Origin of the sequence: Speluncibacter jeojiensis (assembly GCF_029589495.1) — a bacterium.
Taxonomy (GTDB): domain Bacteria; phylum Actinomycetota; class Actinomycetes; order Mycobacteriales; family Mycobacteriaceae; genus Speluncibacter; species Speluncibacter jeojiensis.
Genome location: NZ_JAAIVF010000004.1, coordinates 259017 through 282913, shown reverse-complemented (window position 1 = coordinate 282913; position 23897 = coordinate 259017). Strand labels below are relative to the sequence as shown.

At 70.5% G+C, this 23897-nt stretch carries 25 protein-coding genes; 18 read left to right on the top strand and 7 right to left on the bottom strand.

All coding sequences use genetic code 11. The features are described from left to right. Window positions 1-4: 4 nt before the first annotated feature. From G4X40_RS14600 to G4X40_RS14590, 3 genes are all read left to right on the top strand, one after another. On the top strand, window positions 5-847 hold the full coding sequence (locus G4X40_RS14600; protein ID WP_277833465.1) for an acyl-CoA thioesterase: 843 nt from the start codon (window positions 5-7) through the stop codon (window positions 845-847). Window positions 848-903: 56 nt separating this feature from the next. Beyond that, window positions 904-1509 carry a pyridoxal 5'-phosphate synthase glutaminase subunit PdxT gene (pdxT, locus tag G4X40_RS14595; RefSeq protein WP_277833464.1) on the top strand — a complete coding sequence of 202 codons (606 nt, stop codon included), beginning with the start codon at window positions 904-906 and terminating at the stop codon, window positions 1507-1509. 101 nt (window positions 1510-1610) lie between these two features. Next, on the top strand, window positions 1611-2363 hold the full coding sequence (locus tag G4X40_RS14590) for a YebC/PmpR family DNA-binding transcriptional regulator (protein ID WP_277833462.1): 753 nt from the start codon (window positions 1611-1613) through the stop codon (window positions 2361-2363). Window positions 2364-2422: 59 nt separating this feature from the next. On the opposite strand, the gene G4X40_RS14585 is transcribed toward G4X40_RS14590, so the two are convergent. Continuing rightward, a complete protein-coding gene (locus tag G4X40_RS14585) occupies window positions 2423-3247 on the bottom strand; it encodes an arylamine N-acetyltransferase family protein (protein WP_277833461.1) in 825 nt (274 codons plus the stop codon). Window positions 3248-3412: 165 nt separating this feature from the next. On the opposite strand from G4X40_RS14585, the gene G4X40_RS14580 reads away from it, so the two are divergent. The 11 genes from G4X40_RS14580 to G4X40_RS14530 all read left to right on the top strand — a co-directional run bounded on the left by G4X40_RS14580 (window position 3413) and on the right by G4X40_RS14530 (window position 15133). Next, entirely contained in the window at window positions 3413-4015 is a 603-nt protein-coding gene (locus tag G4X40_RS14580) for a crossover junction endodeoxyribonuclease RuvC (protein WP_277833627.1), read from the top strand. After that, window positions 4012-4611 carry a Holliday junction branch migration protein RuvA gene (ruvA, locus tag G4X40_RS14575; protein WP_277833459.1) on the top strand — a complete coding sequence of 200 codons (600 nt, stop codon included), beginning with the start codon at window positions 4012-4014 and terminating at the stop codon, window positions 4609-4611. Before G4X40_RS14580 ends, ruvA begins: the two co-directional genes overlap by 4 nt. 16 nt (window positions 4612-4627) lie before the next feature. Continuing rightward, on the top strand, window positions 4628-5728 hold the full coding sequence (ruvB, locus tag G4X40_RS14570) for a Holliday junction branch migration DNA helicase RuvB (protein WP_277833458.1): 1101 nt from the start codon (window positions 4628-4630) through the stop codon (window positions 5726-5728). A gap of 135 nt (window positions 5729-5863) precedes the next feature. Then, a complete protein-coding gene (yajC, locus tag G4X40_RS14565) occupies window positions 5864-6253 on the top strand; it encodes a preprotein translocase subunit YajC (protein WP_277833457.1) in 390 nt (129 codons plus the stop codon). 134 nt (window positions 6254-6387) lie between these two features. Next, on the top strand, window positions 6388-7956 hold the full coding sequence (gene secD / locus G4X40_RS14560) for a protein translocase subunit SecD (RefSeq protein WP_277833455.1): 1569 nt from the start codon (window positions 6388-6390) through the stop codon (window positions 7954-7956). Next, window positions 7953-9191: a protein translocase subunit SecF gene (secF, locus tag G4X40_RS14555; RefSeq protein ID WP_277833453.1), complete on the top strand. Its 1239-nt coding sequence runs from the start codon at window positions 7953-7955 to the stop codon at window positions 9189-9191. Before secD ends, secF begins: the two co-directional genes overlap by 4 nt. A 17-nt stretch (window positions 9192-9208) precedes the next feature. Then, window positions 9209-10891 (top strand): ABC transporter substrate-binding protein, encoded by a 1683-nt coding sequence (locus G4X40_RS14550; protein WP_277833452.1) that lies wholly within the window; start codon window positions 9209-9211, stop codon window positions 10889-10891. After that, window positions 10873-11508, top strand: a complete 636-nt coding sequence (locus G4X40_RS14545) for an adenine phosphoribosyltransferase (RefSeq protein ID WP_277833451.1) — start codon at window positions 10873-10875, stop codon at window positions 11506-11508. The genes G4X40_RS14550 and G4X40_RS14545 overlap by 19 nt, the downstream gene beginning before the upstream one ends. A gap of 84 nt (window positions 11509-11592) precedes the next feature. Beyond that, on the top strand, window positions 11593-13944 hold the full coding sequence (locus G4X40_RS14540) for a RelA/SpoT family protein (RefSeq protein ID WP_277833450.1): 2352 nt from the start codon (window positions 11593-11595) through the stop codon (window positions 13942-13944). Window positions 13945-14002: 58 nt separating this feature from the next. Further along, entirely contained in the window at window positions 14003-14524 is a 522-nt protein-coding gene (locus G4X40_RS14535) for a nitroreductase/quinone reductase family protein (RefSeq protein ID WP_277833449.1), read from the top strand. A gap of 6 nt (window positions 14525-14530) precedes the next feature. Continuing rightward, window positions 14531-15133 (top strand): TIGR03086 family metal-binding protein, encoded by a 603-nt coding sequence (locus G4X40_RS14530; RefSeq protein WP_277833448.1) that lies wholly within the window; start codon window positions 14531-14533, stop codon window positions 15131-15133. 249 nt (window positions 15134-15382) lie between these two features. On the opposite strand, the gene G4X40_RS14525 is transcribed toward G4X40_RS14530, so the two are convergent. Together G4X40_RS14525 and G4X40_RS14520 are read right to left on the bottom strand one after the other, a co-directional pair. Further along, the gene (locus G4X40_RS14525; protein ID WP_277833447.1) at window positions 15383-16105 is read right to left on the bottom strand and encodes a peptidylprolyl isomerase; all 723 of its coding nucleotides are present in this window, start codon (window positions 16103-16105) and stop codon (window positions 15383-15385) included. Further along, window positions 16102-16974, bottom strand: a complete 873-nt coding sequence (locus tag G4X40_RS14520) for a peptidylprolyl isomerase (protein ID WP_277833445.1) — start codon at window positions 16972-16974, stop codon at window positions 16102-16104. Before G4X40_RS14520 ends, G4X40_RS14525 begins: the two co-directional genes overlap by 4 nt. A gap of 205 nt (window positions 16975-17179) precedes the next feature. Between G4X40_RS14520 and G4X40_RS14515 the strand changes: the two genes are divergently transcribed. The 3 genes from G4X40_RS14515 to G4X40_RS14505 are packed head-to-tail and all read left to right on the top strand — an operon-like array spanning window position 17180 to window position 19844. Continuing rightward, entirely contained in the window at window positions 17180-17878 is a 699-nt protein-coding gene (locus G4X40_RS14515; protein ID WP_277833443.1) for an MBL fold metallo-hydrolase, read from the top strand. Between the two features lie 6 nt (window positions 17879-17884). Further along, on the top strand, window positions 17885-19192 hold the full coding sequence (hisS, locus tag G4X40_RS14510; protein WP_277833442.1) for a histidine--tRNA ligase: 1308 nt from the start codon (window positions 17885-17887) through the stop codon (window positions 19190-19192). Further along, a complete protein-coding gene (locus G4X40_RS14505) occupies window positions 19185-19844 on the top strand; it encodes a hypothetical protein (RefSeq protein WP_277833441.1) in 660 nt (219 codons plus the stop codon). Before hisS ends, G4X40_RS14505 begins: the two co-directional genes overlap by 8 nt. Before the next feature lie 49 nt (window positions 19845-19893). Here G4X40_RS14505 and G4X40_RS14500 read toward each other — a convergent pair whose 3' ends face one another. Next, window positions 19894-20616 (bottom strand): TetR/AcrR family transcriptional regulator, encoded by a 723-nt coding sequence (locus G4X40_RS14500; RefSeq protein WP_277833440.1) that lies wholly within the window; start codon window positions 20614-20616, stop codon window positions 19894-19896. Between the two features lie 111 nt (window positions 20617-20727). Here G4X40_RS14500 and G4X40_RS14495 point away from each other — a divergent pair, with 111 nt between their 5' ends. Beyond that, on the top strand, window positions 20728-21768 hold the full coding sequence (locus G4X40_RS14495) for an Rv2578c family radical SAM protein (protein WP_277833438.1): 1041 nt from the start codon (window positions 20728-20730) through the stop codon (window positions 21766-21768). 3 nt (window positions 21769-21771) lie between these two features. On the opposite strand, the gene G4X40_RS14490 is transcribed toward G4X40_RS14495, so the two are convergent. From G4X40_RS14490 to G4X40_RS14480, 3 genes are read right to left on the bottom strand one after another with little or no spacing between them, the layout of a single operon-like run. Continuing rightward, entirely contained in the window at window positions 21772-23148 is a 1377-nt protein-coding gene (locus tag G4X40_RS14490; protein ID WP_332844341.1) for a YhgE/Pip domain-containing protein, read from the bottom strand. Beyond that, window positions 23145-23342, bottom strand: a complete 198-nt coding sequence (locus G4X40_RS14485; protein ID WP_277833437.1) for a hypothetical protein — start codon at window positions 23340-23342, stop codon at window positions 23145-23147. The genes G4X40_RS14490 and G4X40_RS14485 overlap by 4 nt, the downstream gene beginning before the upstream one ends. A 40-nt stretch (window positions 23343-23382) precedes the next feature. Next, window positions 23383-23892, bottom strand: coding sequence for a nuclear transport factor 2 family protein (locus tag G4X40_RS14480; RefSeq protein ID WP_277833436.1), 510 nt, complete (start codon window positions 23890-23892; stop codon window positions 23383-23385). Between the last annotated feature and the right edge of the window lie 5 nt (window positions 23893-23897).

Genomic DNA, 23897 nt, shown 5'->3' with positions numbered 1-23897 from the left:
CTTGATGACGAGCATCGAGGAGATCCTGGAGCTCGAACAACTCGAACGCGATATCTTCCGCGGCGCCGTCGTGGAGACCATGCTCACCCGCACATTCGGTGGGCAGGTCGCCGGTCAGGCACTGGTCTCGGCGGTGCGGACCGTGGAGCCGGAGTTCCGGGTGCACTCGCTGCACGGCTACTTCCTGAGCCCCGGCAACCCGACCATCCCGACCGTGTTCCTGGTGGACCGGGTCAAGGAGGGACGCAGCTTCCACGCGCGGCGGGTCAACGGCGTTCAGAACGGCGAGACGATCTTCTCGATGTCGGCCTCGTTCCACCATGTCGGCGAGGTTGGGGTGGAACACCAGGACACGATGCCGCCTGCCCCGGCGCCGGAGGAACTGCCCGACCCGACGCTCGGTGCCGATGAGAAGGCGATGTGGTTCGGCCGGGAGTGGGCCAAGTGGGACGTGCGGATCGTCCCGGACGACCAGACGCAGCGCATCCGCGGACTGGCCGCCCAGCAGCGGGTGTGGTTCCGCTACCGCGAGCCGCTGCCGGACGACCAGGTGTTCCACATCTGCACGCTGGCGTACATGAGCGACATGACCCTGCTCAGCGCCGCCAAGGTGCCGCACCGCGGGGCGATCACCCAGAACGCGTCGCTGGACCACGCGCTGTGGTTCCTGCGGCCGTTCCGGGCCGACGACTGGCTGCTCTACGACCAGACCTCGCCGTCGGCGGAGTTCGGCCGGGCGCTCACGCAGGGACGCATCTACGACCGGGCGGGCCGGATGGTCGCCGCGGTGGTGCAGGAGGGACTCATGCGGCTGACGGCCGACGAGACCAAGGCCAACCCGCTCTGACCCGACGGCTACCGTCGGAACCATTCATTCACAGCGACAGATCGAGACAGGTTTCGGTGCCCAGCGACCCCACGATCGGCGTGCTCGCCCTGCAGGGCGACGTGCGCGAACATCTCCATGCGCTCGAATCGGCGGGAGCGCACGCGGTGAGCGTGCGCCGGACGACGGAACTCGACCGCGTCGACGGCCTCGTCATCCCGGGCGGTGAGTCGACCACGATGAGCCGACTGCTCGGGGTGTTCGACCTGCTCGACCCGCTGCGCGCCCGACTCAAGGACGGGCTGCCCGTCTACGGCTCGTGCGCGGGGATGATCCTGCTGGCCGGCGAGGTGCTCGACACGCGGCCGGACGCGGTGAACTTCGGCGCCCTCGACATCACGGTGCGGCGAAACGCCTTCGGCCGTCAGGTCGACTCGTTCGAAGAGGACCTCGAATTCGCCGGGGTCGACGGCGGGCCGGTGCGTGCGGTGTTCATCCGGGCCCCGTGGGTGGAGTACGCGGGACCCGACGTGCAGGTGCTCGCCGCCGTGCACCGCGGGGGCGCCGAGCACGCGGTGGCGGTCCGGCAGGGGCCCGTGCTGGCCACCTCGTTCCACCCCGAGGTCACCGGCGACCTGCGGGTGCACCGCCTGTTCGTCGATATGGTGCGCGAGAGCGCATAGAATCGGACGTCGACCGTCGGGCAAGGCCCGGCAGTGCGGCACCGTCGGCGCAGGCCGGCCGGACACGTTCACATCCATCGCAGCGAAAGGGGCTCGCCAGGATGAGCGGCCACTCCAAATGGGCCACCACCAAGCACAAGAAGGCCGTGATCGACGCCAAGCGCGGCAAGATGTTCGCGAAGCTGATCAAGAACATCGAGGTGGCGGCGCGCACCGGTGGCGGTGACCCGGCGGGCAACCCGACGCTGTACGACGCCATCCAGAAGGCGAAGAAGAGCTCGGTCCCCAACGACAACATCGAGCGCGCCCGCAAGCGCGGCGGCGGCGAAGAGGCCGGCGGCGCCGACTGGCAGACGATCATGTACGAGGGCTACGGGCCGAACGGTGTCGCCGTCCTCATCGAGTGCCTGACCGACAACCGCAACCGCGCCGCGGGCGAGGTCCGCACCGCGATGACCCGCAACGGCGGCAACATGGCCGACCCGGGTTCGGTGTCGTACCTGTTCGCGCGCAAGGGGGTGGTCGTGCTGGAGAAGAACGACCAGTCCGAGGACGACGTCCTGATGGCCGTGCTCGAGGCCGGCGCCGAGGAGGTCAACGACCTGGGCGAGAGCTTCGAGGTCGTCAGCGAGCCGACCGACCTGATCGCCGTGCGCACCGCGCTGCAGGAGGCGGGCATCGACTACGACTCGGCCGAGGCCAGCTTCCAGCCGTCGGTCTCGGTGGCGGTCGACGCGGACGGCGCCCGCAAGGTCTTCAAGCTGATCGACGCACTCGAGGACTGCGACGACGTGCAGAACGTGTACTCGAACGTCGACGTGTCCGACGAGGTCATGGCGGAACTCGACGACTGATTCGTCGGGAAGCATCACACGGCAGCCGCGGGAAACCGCGGCTGCCGTCGTGTGCGGGATCAGTCGAGCCGGTCGAATGCGGCCCGCAGCCCGGTCAGCCCGGAGGTGTCGATCAGCAGATCGCGCTCGAGGACGGTGCGGAACTCGTCGAACCCGGTGAGGACCCGGCGCTCGGCGGTGCCGTCGGCGTGATGGACCGTCAACTGCCGGCCCGCGAGCGCGTAGCGCCGGTCCGTGGTGGCCCGCGCGGCCATCAGCATGGTCACGAAGCGGGACTGCGGCCACGTCGACAGGTACCAGTTGGCGGGCTCGTAGTCGATCGGGTGCTGCGGCTGCAGGTCGAACCGGTACGTGGTGCGCCACCGGTCCTCGCCGATCTGCGCCTGCAGCGCCCAGTCGCCGTCGAGTTCGATCAGGCGGAACGGTTCGAGCGGCGTCGACTGCACGGTGTCGAGTTCGAGCCGGAGCGTGCCGGTCAGCGTCATGCCGCCGAAGCCGGTGTCGATGATGCGACGTTCGTCGCCGAGGTCGACGAGCAGCAGCATGTGGGTGCGGCCGGTGATCGCGTGCGGGTCGTCGGTGCCCCACAGCACGCGACCGGCCAGCGCCGTCACGCGGTAGCCGAGGGTGAGCAACGCGGTGCGCAGCAGCAGGCCGTGCTCGAAGCAGTAGCCGCCGCGACCGCCGTCGACGAGCTTGGCCTGCAACGATGCCAGGTCCAGGCGATTGGGCACACCGAGAACGGGGTCGAGGTTCTCGAACGGGATCGTGGCGGTGTGCGCCGCCGCGATCGCATCGAGGGTCGCGCGCGTCGGGGTGCGCTCACCCGTGAAGCCGATGCGGGTGAGGTAGGCGTCGAGGTCGAAATCGGCGGTGGTGGTCACCGGTCCAGGTTAGGCGGAGCTCGGGAGGGGGCGTGTCGACGCTGCGCGGTCCCACGTCCTGTCGGCCGCCTGCGCTAGGCTCTCGAACGACTGTTCGGCATGGTGGAGCAGGTTCGTGTGGGCCGGTTGGCTGGACCGATCGGGCGGACCGAGGAGGGTGATCGCGTGCGGGTGATGGGTGTCGACCCCGGTTTGACCCGCTGCGGCATCAGCCTGGTCGACGGCGGGCTGGGCCGATCGGTGACCGCGCTCGACGTCGACGTGGTGCGCACGCCCCCGGACATGCCGTTGGCCCAGCGGCTGCTGCGGATCTCCGATGCCGCAGAACACTGGATGGACACGCACGGGCCGGATGTGATCGCGATCGAGCGGGTGTTCTCGCAGAACAACGTGCGTACGGCGATGGGCACCGCGCAGGCCGGGGGAGTGATCGCGCTCGCGGCGGCGCGCCGCGGCATCGAGGTGTGCTTCCACACCCCGAGCGAGGTCAAGGCCGCGGTCACCGGCAGCGGCAGCGCGGACAAGGCGCAGGTCACCGGGATGATCACCCGGATCCTCGGGTTGCAGCAGGCGCCGAAGCCCGCCGATGCGGCGGATGCGCTGGCATTGGCCATCTGCCACTGCTGGCGGGCGCCGATGATCGCGCGGATGGCCGAGGCGGAACGGCGGGCGGCCGAGCAGCAACGACAGTTCAAGGCGCGGCTGGCCACGGCCCGCCGCGACGGTGCCGGGCGGACGGCGAATTCCGGGCGGAAGGAGACGCGATGATCGCATCGATACGGGGTGAGGTGCTCGACCTCGCCCTCGACCACGTGGTGATCGAGGCGGCCGGGGTCGGTTATCGCATCAACGCGACTCCGGCGACCATCGGCGGGCTCAGCCGCGGAGCGGAGGCCCGGCTGCTGACCACGATGATCGTCCGTGAGGACTCGATGACGTTGTACGGCTTCGCGGACAGCGAGTCCCGCGCGCTTTTCGCGTTGCTGCAGACGGTGTCCGGGGTGGGCCCGAAGGTGGCGATGGCGGTGTTGGCGGTGCTCGAGCCCGAGGCGTTGACCAGGGCGCTGTCCGAGGGCGACACTGCGATGCTCACCCGGGTGCCGGGGATCGGCAAGCGGAGTGCCGAACGCATGGTCGTCGAACTGCGCGACAAGGTCGCGGTGACCGCCCCGGCAGCCGGCGGCGTGGCGCAGACCAGCGCGTTCGGTCCGGTACGGGATCAGGTCGTCGAGGCCCTCACCGGGCTCGGCTTCCCGCTCAAACAGGCCGAGCAGGCCACCGAGAAGGTGCTGGCCGACCAGCCCGGCGCCTCCACATCGGTGACGTTGCGCGCGGCGCTGAGCCTGCTGGGCAAGACGCGATGACCCCGGGACCGAGACGATGACCGAATCCGATTCGGGCTTCGACGCGGGTGGCTTCGACGAGGCCGAACTGACCGCGAGCCTGGTGCCCGGCGAGGGCGATGCCGAGGCCGGACTGCGACCGAAGTCGCTCGACGATTTCATCGGCCAGCCGCGGGTGCGTGAACAGCTGCAACTGGTGTTGGCGGGCGCCAAACAACGCGGCGCGTCACCCGACCACATCCTGCTGTCGGGGCCGCCGGGCCTGGGCAAGACCAGCCTCGCGATGATCATCGCCGCCGAACTGGGGACCTCGCTGCGGTTGACGTCCGGGCCGGCGCTCGAGCGGGCCGGCGATCTCGCGGCCATGCTGAGCAACCTGGTCGAGGGCGACGTGCTGTTCATCGACGAGATCCATCGCATCGCGCGGCCGGCCGAGGAGATGCTCTACCTGGCCATGGAGGACTTCCGAGTCGACGTGGTGGTGGGCAAGGGCCCGGGCGCCACGTCGATACCACTCGAGGTGGCCCCGTTCACCCTGGTCGGCGCGACCACCCGGTCGGGTGCGCTGACCGGTCCGCTGCGCGATCGATTCGGGTTCACCGCGCACATGGACTTCTACGAGCCCGCCGAACTGCAACGGATCCTGCTGCGATCCGCCCGCATCCTCGGGGTCGAACTCGGCGCCGAGGCAGGCGCGGAGATCGCCGGCCGCTCCCGCGGCACCCCGCGCATCGCGAACCGGTTGCTGCGCCGGGTCCGGGACTATGCGGAGGTGCGGGCCGACGGTGTCGTCAGCCGCGAGGTCGCGCGCGCCGCGCTCGCCGTCTACGACGTCGACGAACTGGGCCTTGACCGGCTCGACCGTGCGGTGCTCGGCGCACTGGTCCGCAGCTTCGGCGGCGGTCCGGTCGGCGTGTCGACGCTGGCGGTTGCCGTCGGTGAGGAGGCCGGCACGGTCGAGGAGGTCTGCGAGCCCTTCCTGGTGCGGGCGGGCATGGTCGCGCGCACCCCGCGGGGTCGCGTCGCGACCGCGGCTGCGTGGGAGCACCTGGGTATGGTCGCCCCGCCCGACGCGGTTCTCGGCGGGATCGAGGTGCGTGCGGCCGAGCCGCCGCCGGGATTGTTCGACCGATCCTGACCGGGCGGGAGGTGCCGAAGTGAGTCGCGGGTCACATCGGGTCTCGGCGTCGGTGCCCGGTAGATGGCACACTGGTGGTCTGTGTGGCCTGTTCGGTCGCACACCCGAAGAAGATGACTGAGGACTGACTTCCTGATGCAATTCCTGTTCCTGATCGTGCTTCTCGTGCTGGTTCTGCCGATGTTTCTCACTGCCCGCCGGCAGAAGAAGGCCATGGCCCAGACCTCCGAGATGCAGGACGCCCTGAAGGTCGGCGACCGCGTGTTGCTCACCAGCGGGCTCCACGGCACCGTGGTCGGCCTCGGCGACACGACCGTCGACGTCGAGATCGCCGACGACGTCGTCACCACCTGGGAGCGGATGGCCGTTCGCAGCGTGGTGACCGAGGACGTCGAGGACGGCGACACCGAGTTCGACGAATTCGACGAGTTCGAGGACGCGGATGTCGACGACGCGGACGGTCGCGACGCCGCGGATGCCGATGCCGAGGGCATCGACCTGGCCAAGCGCTCGTCTTCAGACTGAGCTAGTAAGGTGCGCCTGCGGGCGCTGAGGTCACCGCTGCAGGACCACCCGCACGGCGGAGGGGCTGTAGCGGTGACTGACGTGTCGCGCGCCGTCCCGTTCCAGCCCGACTCCACCGAGGAGACCCACCGATCGTGGCATCATCGTCCGGACCGGTCCGTCCGGTCCGCTACCTGACCGCCTTCGCGGTCATCGTGGCGGTCCTGTACGCGCTGGTCTTCTTCACCGGGGACAAGTCGCCGACCCCGAAGCTCGGGATCGACCTGCAGGGCGGCACGAGCGTCACGCTCACCGCCCGCACCCCCGACGGCAGCAAGCCGAGTTCGGAAAGCCTCAAGCAGGCCCAGCAGATCATCGAGACCCGCGTCAACGGTCTCGGTGTGAGTGGCTCGCAGGTCGTCATCGACGGCGACAACCTGGTGATCACGGTTCCCGGTGACGACGGGGCGCAGGCGCGCAGCCTGGGCCAGACCGCGCGACTGTTCATCCGCCCGGTGCTGAGCAGCCAGGCCGCCCCCGCACCGCAGCCCGGTAAGACCCCGGCCGCGCAGCCTCAGGCCCCGGCGACGGGCGACACCGCGCAGGCGGCGCAGGAGATCGAGAAGGCCAAGGCGGAGCGCCAGAGCACCGATCCCGCGGTGCAGAAGAAGGCGATGGATTCGATGGACTGCAAGTCCGCGGACCCGCTGCAGGGCAACGACGACCCGAAGCTGCCGCTGGTCACCTGCGACACCAAGGACTCGACGGTGTTCCTGCTCGGCCCGTCGATCATCGACGGCCAGGACATCTCGGACGCGTCCGCGCAGTTCGACAGCCAGCAGTCACAGAACCTGGTGCAGCTGACCTTCAAGTCCTCCGCGAGCCAGACCTGGGCGGACTTCACCAGCAAGAACCTCGGCAAGCAGGCCGCGTTCACTCTCGACTCGCGGGTCGTCAGCGCGCCGGTCATCCAGGGCGCCACCCCGGCCGGCAGCCCCACCTCGATCACCGGCCAGTTCACGATGCCGCAGGCGAAGGATCTGGCGAACACGCTCAAGTACGGTTCGCTGCCGCTGTCGTTCGCGTCGTCCGACGCACAGACGGTCTCCGCGACGCTGGGGCTGTCCTCGCTCAAGGCGGGCCTGCTCGCCGGTGCGGTCGGCCTCGTGCTGGTGCTGGTGTACTGCCTGATCTACTACCGGATGCTCGGCGTGATCACCGCACTGTCGCTGGTGTTCTCCGGTCTGCTGGTCTACGGCGTGCTGGTGCTGTTGGGCCGCTACATCAACTACACGCTGGACCTGGCGGGCATCGCGGGTCTGATCATCGGCATCGGTACCACCGCCGACTCGTTCGTCGTCTACTTCGAACGAATAAAGGACGAGATGCGCGAGGGCCGCAGCTTCCGGTCGGCGGTACCGCGCGGCTGGTCCCGGGCCCGGCGCACCATCTTGTCCGGTAACACCGTGACCTTCCTCGCGGCGGCGGTGCTCTACGTGCTCGCCGTCGGCGACGTGAAGGGCTTCGCCTTCACGCTGGGCCTGACGACGATCACCGACCTGGTCGTGGTGTTCCTGGTGACCCATCCGCTGGTGCACGCGGCATCTCAGACGAATTTCTTCGCCAAGCCGGGCGTGAACGGGCTCGGGGCGATCACCCAGGTGGCCCGGGAACGCAAGTCGGCCGAGCGGGCCGCGGCGGCCGTGAAGGAGACCGCACGATGACCGACACCACCGACAACGACACCCAGGGCGGCTCGACGATGACCGAGTCGGACGACGTGAAGCTGCCCAAGCACAGCCTGCTCTCGCGGTTGTACACCGGCACCGGCGCCTTCGAGATCGTCGGCCGGCGCCGCGTCTACTACGCCGTCACCGTGGTGCTGCTGCTGATCTCGGTGCTGAGCATCGGCATCCGGGGCTTCAGCTTCGGCATCGACTTCGAGGGTGGCACCAAGGTCGAGTTCCCGGCCCAGGGCGCGACCACCTCCCAGGTCAGCGACGTCTACCACCAGACCTTCGGCACCGACCCGGTGTCGGTGCAGACCGCGGGTTCCGGTGGCAGCCAGACCATCCAGCTGCGCTCGGAGACGCTCGACGCGGCCCAGACGATCCGGCTGCAGAACGCGCTGTTCAACGAGTTCCACCCGACCGACCGCAACGGTCAGGCCACCCCGAACGCGATCAGCGTGTCGGCGGTGAGCTCGACGTGGGGCGGCGAGATCACCAAGAAGGCGCTGATCGCGCTGGTGGTGTTCCTGGTGATCGCGGCCATCTACATCACGATCCGCTTCGAGCGGGACATGGCGATCTCCAGCCTCATCTCGCTGTTCTTCGACATGGTCATCACCGCGGGCATCTACTCGCTCGTCGGCTTCGAGGTGTCGCCGGCGACCGTGATCGGTTTCCTGACGATCCTCGGCTTCTCGCTGTACGACACCGTCGTCGTGTTCGACAAGGTCGAGGAGAACACTCGCGGCGTGACCCACCTGACCCGGCGCACCTACGCCGAACAGGCCAATCTCGCGGTCAACCAGACGCTGATGCGCTCGATCAACACCACGCTGATCTCGATCCTGCCGGTACTCGGGCTGCTGGTGGTCGCGGTGTGGATGCTCGGCGTGGGGACGCTCAAGGATCTCGCGCTGGTGCAGCTGATCGGCATCGTCGTCGGTGCCTACTCGTCGATCTTCACCGCCACGCCGATGCTGGTCTCACTCAAGGAGCGCGGACGCGAGATCGGTGCGCACACCAAGAAGGTGCTGAGCCGGCGCGCGGCCGCCGCGGCCAAGGCGGCTGGTGAGGGTGCCGCCGGGCAGGTCCAGAGCGGCCAGGTGCCGGGCTCCGGTGCCCGCACCGCGGCGGTGTCGGCGGGGGTCACCCCGGTCACCGTGCGGGCGGCAGGCGGCACCCCGCGGCCGGGCGTCCGGCCCACCGGAAAGCGGAAGAAGCGGTCCTGACCGGGGTGCGCCGGGCGGTGCCGGCGCTGATCGCGCTGGTGGTGCTGCTCGGCGTCGCCACGGCGTGCGGCGACGACGCCGCCGGGCCGGCGCACCCGGCCGACACCATCGGCTACGTCGTCGACGCACCGGTGTCGACGTACAACGCGGGTACCGTCGACGGCGCGGCCTCCGGGGCGCGTCAGGCGCTGGTGCGGGTGCTCCCCGGTTTCAGCTACCCCGCGCCATCGGGCCGTGCGTTGCCGGACACCGACTTCGGCATCGCGGCCGCCGAACCGGGGTCGCCGCGCACGATCGGCTACCGCATCAACCCGGCCGCCGTGTACTCCGACGGCGCCTCGGTCACATGTGACGACCTGGTGCTGGCGTGGGCCGCACACAGTGGACGGTTCCCCGGCTTCGACGCGGCCGACCGCACCGGCTGGTCGGACATCGACTCGGTGGACTGCCGGCCCGGCGCGAAGGACGCGACAGCGCACCTGCGCAGTGACCTCGCGGACTGGCGCAGCCTGTTCGGGGCCACCTCGCTGATGCCCGCGCACGTCGTCGCCCGGGCCACCGGCGTCGACGACATCGTCGGCGCGGTGCAACGCGGCGACCAGCGCGAACTCGGCGCGATCGCCCGGTTCTGGAACACCGGCTGGAAGCTGGCGCCCGGCCGGGTGGACCTGTCGCTGTTGCCGTCCGCCGGGCCGTACCGGATCGCCTCGTACGGCGCCGACGGCAAGCTGGTGCTCGTCGCCAACGAACGCTGGTGGGGGGATCCGCCGCGCACCGAGACGATCGCGGTGTTCGCCCGCGGAGCCACCTTCGACGAGCGCGCGCTGGCCGAAAGAACAGACGCCGGGCAGGTCGACGTCGTGGACATCGGTGCCGGCGCGCTCGGCGACGGCGTCGGCGCGGGGTTCACCAGCACGACCACCCCTGCCATGAACACCGAACAGCTGATCCTGCGCACCGAGGGGGCGCTGGCCTCCGCGGGGGCGCGGCGGGCGCTGGCCTCCTGCGTGCCGCGGCGCGACCTCGCCGACCGCATACTGACACCGCTGTACGGCAAGTCCGGTGCGTCGCTGGACACGCACCTGCAGTTGCCCGGCACCGCACTGTATCCGCGCACTGCGGCCGTCGTCGGGGACCGCTTCGCGGTGCCGGACATCGGGGCCGCGCGGTCCGCGGTGGCGGACGCGGGCGTCGGCGCGCTCACCGTGCGGATCGGCTACCTGGCCCCGGACGCCCGGCGGGCGCGGACGGTGTCGCAGATCGCGGCGGCCTGCCGCCCCGCGGGCATCACGGTCGTGGACGCCGGATCGCGGCTGTTCACCCCGTCGGCGCTGCGGGCCGGCACGGTCGACGCGGTCCTCGGCGGCACCTCGGCCACCTCCGGTGCGGGTGGGGCGGCGCCGGCCACCGTGCGCGGGGCCGGACTGCGCAGCGGCAACGGGGCGAACATCGGCGGCTACGCGAACGACCGGATCGACGCGATCGTCGACCGGCTCGCGACGCTGCCCGACGAGGTCGGCGCCGAACAGTCGGACCTGTCGACCGAGGCCGAGCGGATCCTCTGGCAGGATCTGCCGAGCATCCCGCTGTTCCTGCAGCCGCGGACAATCGCGGTCGCGTCCGGGATCAGCGAGGTCCGCGCCAACCCGACCTGGGCCGGAGCGGGGTGGAACATGGACAGATGGACGCTGCACAGATGAGCGAGGGCATCCCGGTGACCGAACAGGACGTGACGGGTGAGAGCGGGACCGGCCGGGGCCGGACGGCCGACGGGCCGGGCGACGCGGATCTGCGGCGACGTGCGGCGGCGTCGGTGCAGCGGCTGACCCGGAGCGTGGCGGACTTCCCGCAACCCGGCGTGCAGTTCGCGGACCTGACCCCGGTCTTCGCGGACGCGACCGGGCTGCGCGAGGTGATCGACGCCCTGGCGGCGGCCGCGCACGGCCGGGCCGACCTTGTCGCCGGGATCGACGCGCGCGGCTTCCTGCTCGGCTCCGGGGTGGCCCTGGCAGCAGGGACCGGGGTGCTCGCGGTCCGCAAGCAGGGCAAGCTGCCGCCACCGGTGCTGTCGCAGACGTACCAACTCGAGTACGGCAAGGCGGGACTCGAGGTGCCCGCCGACGCGATCGCGCTCGAGGGTCGTCGGGTGCTCGTCGTCGACGACGTGCTCGCGACCGGCGGCACCGTGTGTGCGACCGTGGACCTGCTCACCCGGGCCGGCGCCGAGGTGATCGGGGTGGCGGTGGTGATGGAACTGGAAGGCCTCGGTGGTCGCGACCGGCTCACGGTCCCACTGACATCCTTGGTGGCAGTCTGAGTACTAGAGTCGACTGGTGCGGCGGTCTCCGGATCCGGTTTCAGCGCACCGGATGAGCGGCCCACACAGGCAGGAGGCGATGGCGTGACCCAGGATCTCGGCTCGGCCAAGCAGACACCGCCCACCGACGGCACCCCGCCGGAGTCGCGGCGGACCTCCGAGGTTCCCGCCGGGTCGATGTCGGCGTCGCGACGGGTGCGAGCGCGGCTGGCCCGCCGCATCACCGCGCAGCGGCACCTCCCGATCAAACCGGTGCTCGAACCGCTGGTCGCCCTGCACCGCGAGGTGTATCCGAAGGCGGATCTGGCCCAGCTCCAGCGCGCGTACGACGTCGCCGAGCAGCGGCACTCCGGGCAGTTCCGCAAGTCCGGCGACCCGTACATCACCCACCCGCTGGCGGTGGCGAACATCCTCGCCGAACTCGGCATGGACACGACCACGCTGATCGCGGCGCTGCTGCACGACACCGTCGAAGACACGGGATACTCGCTCGAGGAGCTGTCCGGCGAGTTCGGCGATGAGGTCGCCCACCTGGTCGACGGCGTCACCAAGCTGGACAAGGTGGCGCTCGGCTCGGCCGCCGAGGCCGAGACCATCCGCAAGATGATCATCGCGATGGCCCGCGACCCGCGAGTGCTGGTGATCAAGGTGGCCGACCGCCTGCACAACATGCGCACGATGCGTTTCCTGCCGCCGGAGAAGCAGGCGAAGAAGGCGAAGGAGACCCTCGAGGTCATCGCCCCGCTCGCGCACCGGCTCGGCATGGCGACGGTCAAGTGGGAACTCGAGGATCTCGCGTTCGCGATCCTGCACCCGAAGAAGTACGAGGAGATCGTCCGGCTCGTCGCGGACCGGGCGCCCTCGCGTGACACCTACCTGGCCAAGGTGCGTCAGGAGGTCGGCACCACGCTGGCCGCCTCGCGCATCGACGCGACCGTGGAGGGCCGGCCCAAGCACTACTGGTCGATCTACCAGAAGATGATCGTCAAGGGCCGCGACTTCGACGACATCCACGACCTGGTCGGCATCCGCATCCTGTGCGACGAGATCCGCGACTGCTATGCGGCGGTCGGCGTCGTGCACTCGCTGTGGCAGCCGATGGCCGGCCGGTTCAAGGACTACATCGCGCAGCCGCGCTACGGGGTGTACCAGTCGCTGCACACCACCGTGGTGGGGCCGGAGGGCAAGCCACTCGAGGTGCAGATCCGCACCCGCGAGATGCACCGGACCGCCGAGTTCGGCATCGCCGCGCACTGGCGGTACAAGGAACTCCGCGGGAAGAACGGGGCGCGGCACTCCGATTCCGCCGAGGTCGACGACATGGCGTGGATGCGCCAACTGCTCGACTGGCAGCGTGAGGCCGCGGACCCGGGTGAGTTCCTCGAGTCGCTGCGCTACGACCTGGCGGTCAAGGAGATCTTCGTCTTCACCCCCAAGGGCGACGTGGTCACGCTGCCGGCCGGGTCGACGCCGGTGGACTTCGCGTACGCCGTGCACACCGAGGTCGGGCACCGGTGCATCGGCGCGCGGGTCAACGGCCGTCTCGTCGCGCTCGAACGCAAGCTCGAGAACGGCGAGGTCGTCGAGGTCTTCACCTCCAAGGCGCCGAACGCCGGGCCGAGCCGCGACTGGCAGACGTTCGTCGCCTCGCCGCGGGCGAAGGCGAAGATCCGCCAGTGGTTCGCCAAGGAACGCCGGGAGGAGGCGCTCGAGGCGGGCAAGGACGCGATCATCAAGGAGGTTCGCCGCGGCGGGCTTCCGTTGCAGCGCTTGATGAACGGCGAGTCGATGGGCGCCGTGTCGCACGAGCTGCGCTATCAGGACATTTCGGCGCTGTACACGGCGGTCGGCGAGGGGCACGTCTCCGCGCAGCACGTGGTGCACCGGTTGGTGGCGCACTTCGGCGGTGTCGGCGGGGTCGAGGAGGAGTTGGCCGAGCGGTCGACCCCGTCGACCATCCCGACCCGTAAGCGCCAGAGCGCGGACTCGGGCGTGCTGGTGACCGGTGCGCCCGGCGTGATGGCCAAGCTGGCCAAATGCTGCACCCCGGTGCCGGGCGACCAGATCATGGGGTTCGTCACCCGCGGCGGCGGCGTCAGTGTGCACCGCACCGACTGCACCAACGCCGGATCGCTGCAGCAGCAGTCCGAGCGGATCATCGACGTCGAATGGGCGCCGGGGCCGTCGTCGGTGTTCCTGGTGGCCATCCAGATCGAGGCGCTCGACCGGCACCGGCTGCTCTCGGACGTGACCAAGGCGCTCGCCGACGAGAAGGTCAACATCCTGTCGGCGTCGGTGACGACGTCCGGCGACCGGGTCGCGGTCAGCAAGTTCACCTTCGAGATGGGCGATCCCAAGCACCTCGGCCACGTGCTCAACGTGGTGCGCAACGTCGAGGGCGTCTACGACGTCTACCGGGTCACCAGCGCATCCTGAGTCATCGGTACCGGCGTTTCGCGGGCGGACGGCGCCGCCGCGCCGGATAATCCTATCCATGACCGAGTCCGCTTTTCCCGACGTCCGCTGGGGTTCCGAGACCAGCGTGCTGCGGCGGCCCGCGGCGGCGTTCGCCGCGACCCGGCCGGGCTCCTGGGTCCTGCGCAACCTCAGCGGCCTGGACCGGCGGGTGCTCGAACGCTCGCGCGGCCGGTTGACCGTGCTGGGTCCGATCGGCGCACCGGTGGTGCTGCTCACCACGACCGGTCGCAAGTCCGGGCAGCCACGCATCAGCCCGCTGCTGTATGTGCGTGAAGATGATCGGATCTTCGTGGCGGGCAGCAACTTCGGCGGCGAGCGGCATCCGGGGTGGACGGCGAATCTGCGGGCCGATCCACACGCCACGGTTACCATCGGCGGCCGTGATCTGCCGGTACGGGCCACCGAGTTGGAGGGCGAGGAACGTGAGCGCATCTATGCGGAGTTCATGGAGATGGTTCGCGTGTACGACGTCTATAGAGGCCGCACGGACCGCGAGATCCGGGTGTTCGCGCTGGCCCGGTCCGATCCGAGGGGCTGATCCACGGTGAGCGGCGCAGCCGAGGCGATCGACCTGCTCGAGCGGGCGGTGCGCCAGAGCGCGCAGGTGATCGGGGCGATCGGCGTCGATGCGCACCACCTCCCGACGCCGTGTCCCGAATGGGACGTGCAGGCGCTGGTGCGGCACGTCATCGGTCAGGATCTGCGCAACTTCGCCGCGGCAGCGTGCGGCGGCACCCCCGACTGGCTGGCGCCGCCGCGCGCACTCGGGCCCGACTGGGTCGCGCAGTTCGACGCGGGAGCCGCCGAGGTGCTCGCGAACTGGCGCGCCGCGGACCTGGACCGGGAGGTGGTGATGCCCAGCGGTGCGGCCGCGTCGCTCGGCAGCCGTGTCGATCAGCAGATCGCCGAGCTCACCGTGCACAGCTGGGACCTGGCGCGCGCCACCGGGCAGCGAGCCGAATTGGACCCGGCGCTGGCCGAGCGGTCGCTGGCGTGGGCGCGCCCGATGCTGCGGCCGCAGTTCCGCGGACCGGACATGGCCTTCGGCGATGAGGTGCCGGTGCCCGAGACCGCGCCGGTCTACGACCGGCTGGCCGGTTGGTTCGGGCGGGACCCGCAGTGGGCGGGGGAGTCCGCCGGCGGATAGGCGCCGGGAGTGGTCGCGCTGTCTGGGGCGTGGCCGCCTGCCGCCAGCTTTCCGTTGGCACGGCCTCGGGGGTATGTGTCGTCGTGCGTCCAACGTTCGCACTGTCGCCGAACCGGAACAGTTCCAACTCCTCGGACTGTTCGAAAAGTCGGAATTGTTCATACTTTTGGTCGCGTACGACACAGCCGCCCAGATGGCGCCCTCCTGGTCGACGGCGTACCCCTCCCGGGGGCCGCGGACCGCGAGCTTTCAGGTTCGCCCGATGTCGATCGCCCTGATCTGCACCGGGATTCGCGGCCGACCGTCGCCCGGGCCGTTGCTGTCGTCTTCGCCGCCGGCGGCGATCCGGTCGAGCACCGGCAATCCGGGGGGGTCGACCCGGCCGAACACCGTGTACGTCCGTGGTAGCACGGTGTCGCGGTAGACGAGGAAGAACTGGCTGCCGCCCGAATCGGGCACGCCGCGATTGGCCAGCGCCACCGTGCCCCGCGGATACACCACCGTGCTGTCTCCCCCGGCGCTGCCACCGCCGGCTGCGGGTGCGAGTCCCAGCGGCAGCTCGTCGGGCACCACATAGCCCGGTCCGCCCGCGCCGGTGCCGGTCGGGTCGCCGCACTGCAGTACGAACACCGCCGCGGGTGGCGCGGTGAGCCGGTGGCACGGGGTGTCGACGAAGTAGGTCTGCTCGGTCAGGCTCACGAAGCTGTGCACCGTGCACGGCGCCCGGTCGCGGTCGAGGGTCAGCGGGATCTCGCCGGCGGACGTGTGCACCAGCGCCGCGACCGTGCCGGTCCGGGAGACGTCCGCGGTGCTCGGCTTCTGCGCCGGCCGGGCCGCGGCGTCGGTGCCGGTGGGGTAGGAGCAGGTCAGCGAGGTCGGCGTGGCGGGTGTGCCCGAGGTGGTGCACGCCGCGCAGGTGGCCGCCGCGGTGACCGCCAGCAGGCCGGCGGTCACCGCGCGCGGGAGCCTCACGCCTTGACGGTGGCCGTCTTGATCTGCACCGGTTCCTTCGGCGCGCCGTCGCCGGGGCCGTTGGTCCCGGTGTCGCCCTTGGCGGCGATCGCGTCGATGGTCTTGAGGCCCTGCTCGTCGATGGTGCCGAACACTGTGTAGTTCGGCGGCAGCGGCGAATCCTTGTAGACGAGGAAGAACTGGCTGCCGTTGCTGCCCGGCGCGCCGGTGTTCGCCATCGCGATGGTGCCGCGCTTGTAGTTCGCCGGTTGCTGCAGCTGCGGGGCGTCGGCCGGGAACTGGTCGGTCGGGAACTCGTTGTCGAAGCCGTAGCCGGGACCGCCGGTGCCCTTGCCGGTCGGGTCGCCGCACTGCAGCACGTAGATGCCGTTGGTGGTCAGGCGGTGGCACGGGGTGTCGTTGAAGTACCCCTGCTTCGCGAGGCTGACGATGCTGTTGACCGTGCACGGCGACTCCGCACGGTTCAGCGTCATGCCGATCGGGCCGTCGCTGGTGCTGAGCGCGACGTCGACGGTGCCGGTGGCGGGCACGCCGGTGGTCGGCGGCGCGGAGACCGGCTTGGCGGCGGGGCCGCCCCCGGCCGGGTACTTGCAGTCCACGGTCGCCGGCAGTGCGTGCGCGCGGGCCGTCGGCAGCGCGGCGCCGGTCGGCTCCGCGGGCGTCGTGGTCGCGGCGTCCGCGGTGGTGGCGTTGTCGCCGCCCTGGTTCAACCCGACGATCAGCGCGACCACGCCCACGATGACGACCACACCGATCGCGGAGCCGGCGATGGTCAGTTGCTTGCGCTTGCGGGCCCGCTGCGCCCGTCTCTCCAACTGACGCTCGAGCTTCCGTTTGGCGGCTTCGCGGCGTTGCTCGTTGCTGGGCACTGCGGATCCTCTCGTGGGTATCGTCGTGTGGGGCGATCGCCGCGCACGACGGTCGTCACCCGCGCGACTGCGCATGGGCGGGCTCGGCAGGAGTGTGCCAGCCGATCCTGAGAAACGGCTGACTCCGCTGGCAGCCTAGGCTGGACGCGGCGTGCGACCACAATCGCCCGGCCCCACGATTGCCCCCGACCTAGGAGCCCCCACCGTGCTCGTGACCGGATTTCCGGCCGGAATGTTCCAGACGAACTGCTACATCCTGGCGCTCGGCGAGGGCGAGCCCGGCCGGCGCGGCGAGTGCCTGGTCGTCGATCCCGGACAGGACGCGACCGGCCCGCTGCGTGAGCTGCTCGACCAGATGCACCTGGCCCCGGCCGCAGTGCTGCTCACCCACGGACACCTCGACCACACCTGGTCGGTGGCGCCGGTGTGCGAGGAGTACGGCGTGCCCGCGTACATCCATCCCGAAGACCGTTACATGCTCACCGATCCGGGCCGCGGCATCGGCCCGGCGATGGGGTCGATGATCGCGGGTGTCGAGTTCCGCGAACCCGAGACCGTCATCGAGCTCGCCCAGGGCGACGAGCTCACCCTCGCGGGCATCGACCTGGTCGTCGACCACACTCCCGGGCACACGCAGGGCTCGGTGTGCCTGCGCACCACTGCCGCGACGGCCGACGGGCCGGTGCCGATCGCGCTGACCGGCGACACGCTGTTCGCCGGGTCCATCGGACGTTCCGACCTGCCGGGCGGCGACCATGAGCAGCTGCTCGAGTCGATCGCCGAGCGGCTGCTTCCGCTGCCCGACCAGACCGTCGTGCTGCCCGGGCACGGCGGCAACAGCACCATCGGCCGCGAGCGGGTCACCAACCCGTTCCTGGCCGGACTCGCACGAAAGGCACAGTGAGCACCCGTGGCAGAGCAGAAGGACGGCCGGCAGGCCGCTGGACAGCAAGACAGGGTCACCAGGTTCTCCGCGCCCAAGGGCGTCCCGGACTACGTGCCGCCGGCCTCGGCCGAGTTCGTCGCGGTCCGTGACGGGCTGATCGGCGCCGCCCGACTGGCCGGTTACGGGCACATCGAGTTGCCGGTCTTCGAGGACACCGGGCTGTTCGCCCGCGGCGTCGGCGAGTCCACCGACGTCGTCACCAAGGAGATGTACACGTTCGCCGACCGCGGCGACCGCTCGGTCACGCTGCGGCCCGAGGGCACCGCCGGGGTGATGCGCGCGGTCATCGAACACGGCCTCGATCGCGGCCAGCTGCCGGTCAAGCTGTGCTATTCGGGACCTTTCTTCCGCTACGAGCGCCCGCAGGCCGGCCGCTACCGCCAGCTGCAGCAGGTCGGCGTCGAGGCCATCGGCGTCGACGATCCGGCGCTCGACGCCGAGGTCATCGCGATCGCCGACGCCGGCTTCCGCTCGTTGGGGCTGACCGGGTTCCGGCTCGAGATCACCTCGCTGGGCGACGACACCTGCCGGCCGAAGTACCGGGAGTTGTTGCAGCAGTACCTCTTCGCGCTCGACCTCGACGAGGACACCCGCCGCCGCGCCGAGATCAACCCGCTGCGGGTGCTCGACGACAAGCGCAAGGAGGTCCGCGAGATGACCGCCGCCGCGCCGCTGATGCTCGACCACCTGTCCGACACGGCCAAGGGGCACTTCGAGGAGGTGCTCGGCCACCTGGACGCGCTGGGCGTGCCGTACACCGTCAACCCGCGGATGGTGCGCGGCCTCGACTACTACACCAAGACCACCTTCGAGTTCGTCCACGACGGTCTCGGCGCGCAGTCGGGTATCGGCGGCGGCGGACGGTACGACGGCCTGATGGCGCAGCTCGGCGGACAACCGTTGTCCGGCATCGGGTTCGGGCTCGGGGTCGACCGCACGATGCTGGCGCTCGAGGCGGAGGGCAAGGTCGTCGTCGGCCCCGCCCGCTGCGAGGTGTTCGGCGTGCCGCTCGGCGACGACGCGAAGCGCACGCTGGTGACGATCGCCGGGCAGTTGCGGGCCGCCGGCATCCGGGTCGACCTGGCCTACGGCGGCCGCGGCGTCAAGGGCGCCATGAAGGCCGCCGACCGGTCGGGTGCGCGGTTCGCGCTGGTGCTCGGCGACCGGGACCTCGAGGAGGGCGTGATCGGGGTCAAGGAACTCGCCACCGGTGATCAGCAGTCGATCCCGCTGGACACGGTGGTCGCCGAACTCGGTGCGCGCCTTGTCTGACGGTCCCGGGATCGACGGTCCGGCAACCGGCGGTCCGGTCGCGGACGAAGTCGCGTTGGACCTGGTCCCGGTCGAGCTGATCGCCCGCCAGATCCGGCGGATGGCCGCCGTGGTGGTGGCCATCGCGCTGGTCGTCGCCGTCGTGTGCGGGATCTTCCTGCCGTGGGCGGTGGCGGTCATCGTCGGTGTCGTGCTGGCGGTGCCGGGTCTGCTCACCGCGGCTGTCGCGCTGCGCCGCCGAATCCGGTTGACCGACACCGTGATCACCGCGCGCGGACTGCGCACCGTGCGGGTGGACGCGGCCCGCGCCGATGTGGTCGAGCTGCTGGTGCGGCCGGGCCGGATAGCGCAGGTCCTGCTGCGGGTCGCCGACGGCGGCCGGTCGGTGACCGTGCCGTTGGCTCTGTACGCCGAGCAGGGTGCCCGCGAGTTGCCGCTGCTGGCGATGCGCCGGCTGGCCGACGCGCTGGCGTCGGGGGAGTCGCCGGGCGCGGCCGCACTGTCCGCGGTGCTCGTCGAGCAACTGCGGGCCGAGGCGCGCGAGGCCGGCGCGGGCGAGCGGCCGCTGTATCGGGCCACCCGCGGCGCGGCCGAGTCGGCGCGGCGGCCGGTCACGCTCAGCGCCGCGCAGGTCGCTGCCCTGCTGAACTGAAGCCGGTCCGTGCGACCGGACCCGCGTGCGGGCGGGCCCGGTCCGGACCTCAGGCCTCGACGGCGACCGGGATCCCGGCGTCCTCGGTGATCGCCGCGGTCAGCCGCTGCGCGGTCTCGTAGAGGGCGTCGACCGACCCCTGATAGCCGAGCATGCGGATCGCGGCGTCGGCGAACAGGCGCGGCGGGTGCAGCGGCGCGTGCGCGCCGGCCATGTTGTCGGACCGCTCGTTGATCACCGACTCGACCAGACGGAACGGCAGACCGGCGAGCGCCTCGCGCGGGGCGGCCCAGTCCTGCGGGACCTTCAGCTCGTCGAGGGCGCGCAGCGCCAGTGCGCGGTAGGCGTCCATGAGCTCGGTGCGGCGGGCGCGGAACCCGGCGAAGTCGGCGGACCGGATCACCGGCAGCAGATAGAGCGCGCCGAGGTTCCACCGGCCGGAGCTCAGGTGCACCGCGTCGAACAGCATGAGCGTGTACAGCAGTTCGGTGGCCGGGCCGTCGTGTTCGGCGAGTCGTTCGGCGAACTGCTGCGGCGCCCGCACGGTATCGGCGAGCAGCGCATCGAGGATCTCGTGCTTGGTCGAGAAGTGGTGGTACAGCGAGGCCTGGCGGATGCCGACGGACTCGGCGATCGCGCGCGTCGATGTTGCCGCATAACCCTTTTCGGTGAACAGTTCCGCCGCGGCGTCGAGGATCTCCTCGCGAGCGGTCTGTCCGGGGCGGCGTGGTTCGGTGAGCCGGGGCCTGCCCGGTCCGGCGGTGGTCGTCACGCCTTTATGATGACAGTTATTCCTGGGAGATCGCTGGCAGGAAGGATGGGAAATCGCTGTTGACGCGGGTCCCGCTTGACAGCACCTAGAACGAGTGTTCGACTTGCGGGTATGCGATGGGCCGGGCAGACACTCGATGTGGACGACGGTGCGTTGCCCGGGCTCGAGCGGGCCGGGCTGGTGCGCAGCGTCGCCACTCCCGAGTTCGAGGGCGTGACGTTCCACGAGGTGCTGTGCAAGAGCGCGCTGAGCCGGGTTCCGGACGGGTCGGCGCTGCCGTTCCGGTGGTCGATCAACCCGATGCGTGGGTGCCTGCACCAGTGCCGCTACTGCTTCGCCCGGCCCACGCACGAATACCTGGACCTGGACGCGGGCCGGGATTTCGACTCGCAGATCGTGGTCAAGGTCAATGTCGCCGCGGTGTTGCGCCGCGAACTGGCCCGCCGGTCGTGGAAGCGTGAGCCGGTCGCGTTGGGCACCAACACCGATCCCTATCAGCGCGCGGAGGGCCGCTACCGGCTGATGCCCGCGATCATCGGCGCGCTCGCCGAGTCCGGCACACCGCTGTCGATCCTCACCAAGGGCACGCTGTTGCGCAGGGACCTGCCGCTGCTCGGCCTCGCCGCCCGGCAGGTGCCGGTGTCGGTGGCCGTGTCGCTGGCCATCGGCGACCCGGATCTGCAGAAGGCGATCGAGCCGGGCACGCCGTCACCGGCCGCGCGGCTCGACCTGATCCGCGCGATCCGCGAGGCGGGGCTGGAGCCGCATGTGATGGTCGCCCCGGTGATCCCGTATCTGACCGACGGCAAACGCGACCTCGACGAACTGTTCGGTCGGATCGCCGCGGCCGGCGCGCACAGCGTGACCGTGTTCCCCATGCATCTGCGCGGCAGCACCCGCGGCTGGTTCCTCGGCTGGCTGGCCGAGGCGCACCCGGCGCTGGTGCGGCGCTACCGTCAGCTCTACGGCCGCGGCGCCTACGTGCCGGCCGAGTACAAGGCGTGGCTGCGGGCCCGGGTCGACCCGCTGCTCGATGCGCACGGTCTGAGCCAGGGAGAGCGCGAGCAGGCCGACCGCGCGCAGGGCCCGGCGGCGGGACGCTCGCCAGGGCTGCACGACGACGCCCGGCCACCCGCGCTCACGTTGTTCTGACAGTTACGGCTCCGTCGGCGTGAGCTGCTCGCGCACCGCGCGGTCGTGGCCCTTCCGGTCGTAGTACCGGGTCGCGATCAGCCCGATGGCCGCGCCGATGGCCAGCCCGATCGCGGCCATGATCGCCGCGTGGGCGAGGCCCGCGTCGAGCCGGCCGCCGAAGTACAGCAGCGCGCGGGTGCCGACGAACACCTGGTGCATCGGCTCGAATCCGGCCAGCCACTGATAGAAGCCGGGTGTCGCCTCGAGCGGGATGGTGCCGCCGGACGACGGCAGCCCGAAGACGACGAAGACCAGCAGGTTCACCAGCAGTCCGACGCTGCCGAAGATCGCCATCACCGAGACGGTGGAGACGCCGATCGCGGTGATCACCAGCACCCCGTACTCCCAGATCAGCAGCACGTTCGGCAGCGGCATGCCGAGCAGGTGCCCGATCCACAGGTACAGCGCCGACACCACCATCGCCATGAGCAGCACCAGCACCCACTTGACCAGCAGCGTCTGGGTGCGGGTCAGCTCGACCCGGTCGCGGAAGATGTAGCGGGGCCCGAACTCGGCCGGGACGAAGCCCAGCTGGCTGTCGACCAGCGTGTGGATGATGGTGCTGCCGGTGAACCCGGCGAGCGTGAGCAGCAGCGCGAAATAGAACGCGGACAGGCCGAGCCCGGTGTCGGCGGGGAGCGGGTTGTGCGCGACCGTGTGCACGGTGATCGGGTCGGAGAGCACATAGGTCGCGGCGGCGGACAGCGGCGGACTGCCGGGCCGGGCCGCGAGCTGGTTCTGCACCAGCGGGGTCAGCGTGGTGCTGACGGTCTTGCTCACCTGGGTCAGCGCCTGGTCGGTGATCGTCTGCACGAACTGCACGCTGACGCTGCCCGCGCGCGGATTGGTCAGCACCGTCACGACCGGCTTGTCGACGGGCTTGTCCGTCAGCACCGCGGCCCCCAGCGCCACCGTCTGGGCGCTGAAGTCCACCGGGATGACGATGGCGCCGTAGATCTTTCCCGAATCGAGCTGCGCCTGGGCGGTGCTCATGTCGAGCCGGCGCAGGTCGACCTTCCGGTGGTCGATCTGTGCGAGCAGCCCGTTCGTGATCTCGCCGCCGAGGTCGACTTTCTGCACACCGCCGGCGGACGGCAGATCGGTGCCGGCGTCCTGGTCTACGACCGCGATGGGGAAGTGCGAGAGGTGTTTGATCGGGTTGAGCATGCTGCCGAGGTACAGGGCGCCGAGCAGTCCCATCACGATCCCGACGACGACCAGCGGGCCCAGCCAGAAGACCGGCTTGCGCAGCGCGTGCTTCGGGGCCGGCGCTCGCGGGCCGGCCGGCTGAGTGCTGCCCGGGTGGTCGTCGTTCGCCGCGTCGCCCCCGGCGCTCACATCACCAGATACTTCTGTGCGAGTTCCTCGACCCGGTCGTCGCCGGCGGAGGTCAGCTCGGTCAGATCGGCCTCGAGCGCATCGAGATTCGGATTGGCCTCCAGGGTGGCCGCCGCCTGGCCGGAGCGACCGCCGTTGTCGAGGATCAACCGCTTGATCTTGCTGCCCACTCGGTCGCGCAACGATTCACTCATACGCTCATCCTCACCCCGGCGGCCTCGCTCCGCCACCGGTTCAGGCAGGCCGGAACATCGCCGACATCTTCGCCTGCCACGCGCGGGCCTCGTCGGTGATGGTTCCCAGTTCCTCGGCGCGCTTACACCAGCCCATCGCCATCGAGGAGAACTCCAGAGGGTTGTAGACATCCTCCTCGCACGACCACTGCCCGTCGCCCGCGTAGGTGAGGATCGTCAGGTTCGCCGCGGTGTACACGCTGCCGTCGCCCGGGTCGCGCATCGGGTTGTCGATCTCGCAGACGATGCGGTCGCGCTCCTCGTCGACGACGAACCAGTTCGCCGGGAACTCCGTCATGTGGCTGCCGGGGAAGCTCGTCATCGTCTTGAGCGCCCACGCGCGGACGGCCTCGCGGCCGTGGAACGTGCCGTAGGAGTGCTCGATGTACTCGACGTCCTCGGTGAACAGGTCGACGAACAGGTTCCAGTCGCCGGACTTGGCGGCGCGGTCGACGGTCGCCTGGAACTGCGCGAACGCCTCGGTCAATTCGGCCTTGCTGAAGGTGCCCATGCGGT

Bases quoted from the DNA above. Each gene is read 5' to 3' on its own strand.
- G4X40_RS14600 (WP_277833465.1), top strand. From the start codon at position 5: ATGACGAGCATCGAGGAGATCCTGGAGCTCGAACAACTCGAACGCGAT.
- G4X40_RS14590 (WP_277833462.1), top strand. From the start codon at position 1,611: ATGAGCGGCCACTCCAAATGGGCCACCACCAAGCACAAGAAGGCCGTG.
- ruvA (WP_277833459.1), top strand. From the start codon at position 4,012: ATGATCGCATCGATACGGGGTGAGGTGCTCGACCTCGCCCTCGACCAC.
- ruvB (WP_277833458.1), top strand. From the start codon at position 4,628: ATGACCGAATCCGATTCGGGCTTCGACGCGGGTGGCTTCGACGAGGCC.
- yajC (WP_277833457.1), top strand. From the start codon at position 5,864: ATGCAATTCCTGTTCCTGATCGTGCTTCTCGTGCTGGTTCTGCCGATG.
- secF (WP_277833453.1), top strand. From the start codon at position 7,953: ATGACCGACACCACCGACAACGACACCCAGGGCGGCTCGACGATGACC.
- G4X40_RS14545 (WP_277833451.1), top strand. From the start codon at position 10,873: ATGGACGCTGCACAGATGAGCGAGGGCATCCCGGTGACCGAACAGGAC.
- G4X40_RS14535 (WP_277833449.1), top strand. From the start codon at position 14,003: ATGACCGAGTCCGCTTTTCCCGACGTCCGCTGGGGTTCCGAGACCAGC.
- G4X40_RS14495 (WP_277833438.1), top strand. From the start codon at position 20,728: ATGCGATGGGCCGGGCAGACACTCGATGTGGACGACGGTGCGTTGCCC.
- G4X40_RS14485 (WP_277833437.1), bottom strand. From the start codon at position 23,342: ATGAGTGAATCGTTGCGCGACCGAGTGGGCAGCAAGATCAAGCGGTTG.
- G4X40_RS14480 (WP_277833436.1), bottom strand. From the start codon at position 23,892: ATGGGCACCTTCAGCAAGGCCGAATTGACCGAGGCGTTCGCGCAGTTC.